This window comes from Nocardioides sp. (genome assembly GCF_030655615.1).
Classification (GTDB): Bacteria; Actinomycetota; Actinomycetes; order Propionibacteriales; family Nocardioidaceae; genus Nocardioides.
In genome coordinates, this window is record NZ_JAURVJ010000139.1 from 1 (window position 1) to 4420 (window position 4420).

Consider the following 4420-nt stretch of genomic DNA (forward strand, 5'->3'; position numbering starts at 1 on the left):
GGGCGGGGCGCGAGACAGGCGGCGGGGGTGCTGGTCAGGGGGTTCCGCCCGTGGTCAGGGGTTGCACCCCCTGACAACGGTCGGAATCCCCGGCCGGCCGGGGAATCCGCCACCGCCGGGGATGCCCAGATCAGCGGCGCGAGTAGTCCCGGAACCCGCGCTTGGTCTTGCGGCCGAGGTAGCCCGCGGTGACCAGGTGCTCGAGCAGGGGTGCCGGCGCGAAGCCGGGCTCGCGGAACTCCTGGTAGAGCTCGCGCTGGATCGCGAGGGACACGTCGTTGCCCACGACGTCGAGCAGCTCGAACGGGCCCATCGGCAGCGCACAGCCCTGCTTCATGGCGAGGTCGATGTCGTCGGCGGTGGCGTAGTGCTGCTCGAGCATCTTGACCGCGTCGTTGAGGTAGGGGAACAGCAGCGCGTTGACGATGAAGCCGGCGCGGTCGCCGCAGGAGACCGCGACCTTGCCGACCTGGGCGCACAGCGCCCGCGTGGTCTCGGTGACGTCGTCGTCGGTCGAGACCGTCGAGACGACCTCGACGAGCTTCATGATCGTCGCGGGGTTGAAGAAGTGCATGCCGATGACGTCCTGCGGGCGGCTGGTCACCCGGGCCATCGAGATGATCGGCAGCGACGACGTCGTGGTGGCCAGGATCGCGCCGGGCTTGCAGATCTCGTCGAGGTTCTCGAACAGGGTCGTCTTGATCGCGAGGTCCTCGGCGATCGCCTCGACCACGATGTCGACGGTGCCCAGGTCGTCGAGGGAGGTCGATCCGGAGACCCGGCCCAGCACCTCGGTCTTGGCCTCCTCGGTCGCCTTGCCGCGCTGGATCTGCTTGTCGAAGTTCTTGGTGATCGCGGTGACGACCCCGGCGACCTTGTCCTGGCTGCGACCGACGTAGAGCACCTCGTAGCCGGCCTTGGCGAAGACCTCGACGATGCCCGACGCCATGGTGCCGGTGCCGACGACGCCCACCTGCTTGACGTCGTGCTTGAGCTGCGGCGCCTCGTCGGCCGACGGCGTCCGGTCGTCGGCGACCACGACGGGGCTGTCGGGGCCCTCGTAGGTGTAGAAGCCGCGACCGGTCTTGCGGCCGAGCAGGCCCGCGGTGACCATCTGCTTGAGGATCGGCGTCGGCGCGTGCAGCCGGTCGCGGCCCTGGCGGTACATCGTCTCGAGGATCTCGTAGGCCGTGTCGAGGCCGATCAGGTCGAGCAGCGCGAGCGGCCCCATCGGGTAGCCGCAGCCGTAGCGCATGCCGGCGTCGATGTCCTCACGGGTCGCGTAGCGCCCCTCGTACATCGAGGCGGCGTGGTTGAGGTAGCCGAAGAGCAGCGTGTTGGCGATGAAACCGGCCTTGTCGCCGCAGACGACCGGGCTCTTGCCCAGGGTGCCGAGCAGGGCCTGCACGTCGTCGAGGACGACCGGCTCGGTGACGACGGTGCGCACGACCTCGACCAGGTTCTGCACCGGGGCGGGGTTGAAGAAGTGGACGCCGATGACGCGTCCCGGGCCGGAGGTGGCCGACGAGAGCTCGGTGACCGAGAGCGACGAGGTGTTGGTGGCCAGCACCGTCTGCGGGCTGACGATGCCGTCGAGCTCCTGGAAGATCGCCTTCTTGGTGGCCATCGACTCGACGACCGCCTCGACGACCAGGTCGGCGTCGGTGAGGTCCTTGAGCGAGGTGGAGAAGGAGATCCGCCCCAGCAGCTCGGCCTGCTCGGCCTCGGTCATCTTCTCGCGCTTGACCGCCCGCCCGGTGGAGTGGGTGAGGTGCTGGCGACCTCGCTCGACGGCCTCGTCGTTGAGCTCGACACCCACGACGGCGTAGCCGTTGCGGGCGAAGACCTCGGCGATGCCGGCCCCCATGGTGCCGAGACCGACGACGCCGATCGTGGTGAAGGTGCGGGCGGCCGGCTCGGTGGCGGGCTCGGTGGCGGTGCTCGTCATGGAGCGGATCATTCCACGCGGTTCGTCGCGATCCGGAGGATGTTCACTCACCGGTAACTTGGCGTCGGAGCGGCTGCTCCATCACCACGCGGACCCCGGGCCCGTCGAGCCCCAGCCGGCGCTCGTGGTCGCGCAGGTCGCGCTGGAAGAGCTCGAGCCGGCCCGGCTCGACCTCGACGAAGCCGAGACCGGCGTAGAAGGGGCCGTTCCACGGCACGTCGCGGTAGGTCGTCAGCGACATCCGGTCGTAGCCCGACCAGCGCGCCTCCTCCATGACCGCCCGTACGAGCGAGGTACCGATCCCCTGCCGGGCGTACGACGGCAGCACCGACACCTGCTCGAGGTGGGCGTGCAGGTCGTGGGGCACGACGTGGGCGAAGCCGACCAGGCGCCGGTCGTCGACGGCCACGAGCAGGATCCCGTGACCGTCGCGCTCCGCACCGCTCGGCGGCGCCGCCGTCAGTGCCGGCACCATCCGGTCGCCGAAGTGCTCGGCGAACATCGCGCCGCCCGCGTCCTCGACCGCCGCGATCCGGCGCAGGTCGGAGGGCCGGGCCCGGCGGATCGCGATGCTCACTCGGGCCACTGTAGATTCACCGCCCGTGAGACTCGTCGTGGCCCGCTGTCAGGTCGACTACGCGGGACGGCTCACGGCCCACCTGCCGATGGCCACCCGGGTGCTGATGATCAAGGCCGACGGGTCGGTGCTCGTGCACTCCGACGGCGGCTCCTACAAGCCGCTCAACTGGATGAGCCCGCCCTGCACCCTGCGCGAGGGCACCACCGACGACGGGCAGGTCGAGTGGACGGTGACGAGCCGCAGCACCGCCAAGGGTCCGGCCGACACCCTCCGCATCCTCATCGAGGACGTCGTCCACGACTCCGCCCACGACCTCGGGATCGACCCCGGCCTGCAGAAGGACGGCGTCGAGAAGCACCTGCAGGAGCTCCTCGCCGAGCACCCCGCGACCCTGGCCGACGGCCTGGTCCTGGTGCGTCGCGAGTTCCCCACGGCGATCGGGCCCGTCGACCTCATGTGCCGCGACGCGGGCGGCGCCAGCGTCGCCGTCGAGATCAAGCGGCGCGGCGAGATCGACGGCGTCGAGCAGCTCACCCGCTACCTCGAGCTGCTCAACCGCGACCCCCTGCTCACCACCAACGGCGCCGTGCGCGGCATCTTCGCCGCCCAGGAGATCAAGCCCCAGGCCCGCGTGCTCGCCACCGACCGCGGGATCGCCTGCGCCGTCGTCGACTACGACGCCCTGCGCGGCATCGACGACTCCGAGCACCGGCTCTTCTGACGTCACCGGCCGTGCCAGGGTGAGCGGGTGCGCATCTTCCACATCGCGACCCTCGCCGACTGGGACGCCGCTCGGGCCGCCGGCCGCTACACGACCTCGACCCGGGGTCGCACCCTGGCCGAGGAGGGGTTCATCCACGCCAGCCGCGGCGACCAGTGGCAGGGCGTGCGGCAGCGCTACTACGCCGACGTGACCGAGCCGCTGGTGCTCCTGGTCATCGACACCGAGCGGCTGACGTCGCCGGTGCTCGACGAGGCGGTCCCCGGGTCGGACGAGACCTTCCCGCACGTCTACGGCCCGGTCGACGCCGCCGCGGTCGTCCAGACCATCCCCCTCGACCCCGCAGGCCCCTCACCCGCCCCACCGCACGCCGCACCCCCGAACCCGGTGACCACCACGGCACCCGTCGAGCCCACCGAGCCCACCCCGTCGTTCAGCCGCCTCTACCTCGAGGAGGTGTACCGCAACCTGCTGGTCGCGAGCGCCGTGCTGGTCGTGGTCGTGCTCTGCACGCTGCTCGGGCTCGCCGTCGACGACGAGTGGGGCCCGATCACCGGAGCGGTGCTCGGCCTGGTCGTCGGGGTGGTCGGCGTACGCCGCCTGGCCCCGCGCCGACGTGCCTGAGGCTGCCCCTTCGGGCACGGTCCAGACCGCTCGGCGCGGGCGGGTTTGCTCAGGCAACGTTCAGGATAGGGTTCGGCGCGTGACCCTCAACGACACCCTCACCCGCACCCTGCCCCGCAAGCGTCGCACGGCCCTCGGGCTCGTCTTCGCCTCCGTCGTGCTGTCCGGCACGCTCACCGCCTGTGGCAGCGAAGCCGAGAACACCACGTGTGGCGAGCTCAAGGGCAAGTCGACCGACGACGTCATCAAGCTCTTCAAGGAGGCCGCCGAGGACGAAGGCGGCGACGACGCCGACGCCGCGCTGGAGGCCATCAAGTCCCTCGACGACCTCGGCGACGAGGCGAAGGACGGCTTCGCCGACACCCTGAAGGCTCAGTGCGACGGCGAGGACGACGACACCAAGCTCAAGGACGCCTTCAGCTGACCCGCTCCACCCCTCCTATCTCTCGACGACCCGCTCGGCCATCCGGCCGGGCGGGTCGTCTGCTGGGCAGCTCCTGCACGTTATGTTGGGGCCCGTGACCCTCACCTTCAGCTCCCGGCCCGT

At 70.8% G+C, this 4420-nt stretch carries 5 protein-coding genes; 3 read left to right on the plus strand and 2 right to left on the minus strand.

Going from position 1 to position 4420, the window contains the following annotated elements; all coding sequences use genetic code 11:
• Nucleotides 1–130: 130 nt before the first annotated feature.
• Nucleotides 131–1948 carry a 3-hydroxyacyl-CoA dehydrogenase family protein gene (locus tag Q7T52_RS11800; protein WP_304802690.1) on the minus strand — a complete coding sequence of 606 codons (1818 nt, stop codon included), beginning with the start codon at nt 1946–1948 and terminating at the stop codon, nt 131–133.
• 43 nt (nt 1949–1991) lie between these two features.
• Nucleotides 1992–2525, minus strand: a complete 534-nt coding sequence (locus Q7T52_RS11805; protein WP_304802692.1) for a GNAT family N-acetyltransferase — start codon at nt 2523–2525, stop codon at nt 1992–1994.
• 25 nt (nt 2526–2550) lie between these two features.
• On the opposite strand from Q7T52_RS11805, the gene nucS reads away from it, so the two are divergent.
• The 3 genes from nucS (at nt 2551) to Q7T52_RS11820 (ending at nt 4297) form a co-directional block, all read left to right on the plus strand.
• Nucleotides 2551–3249: an endonuclease NucS gene (gene nucS / locus Q7T52_RS11810; protein WP_304802694.1), complete on the plus strand. Its 699-nt coding sequence runs from the start codon at nt 2551–2553 to the stop codon at nt 3247–3249.
• Nucleotides 3250–3276: 27 nt separating this feature from the next.
• Nucleotides 3277–3873, plus strand: a complete 597-nt coding sequence (locus Q7T52_RS11815) for a DUF952 domain-containing protein (protein ID WP_304802696.1) — start codon at nt 3277–3279, stop codon at nt 3871–3873.
• A gap of 79 nt (nt 3874–3952) precedes the next feature.
• Nucleotides 3953–4297, plus strand: coding sequence for a hypothetical protein (locus Q7T52_RS11820; protein WP_304802698.1), 345 nt, complete (start codon nt 3953–3955; stop codon nt 4295–4297).
• Nucleotides 4298–4420: the final 123 nt, after the last annotated feature.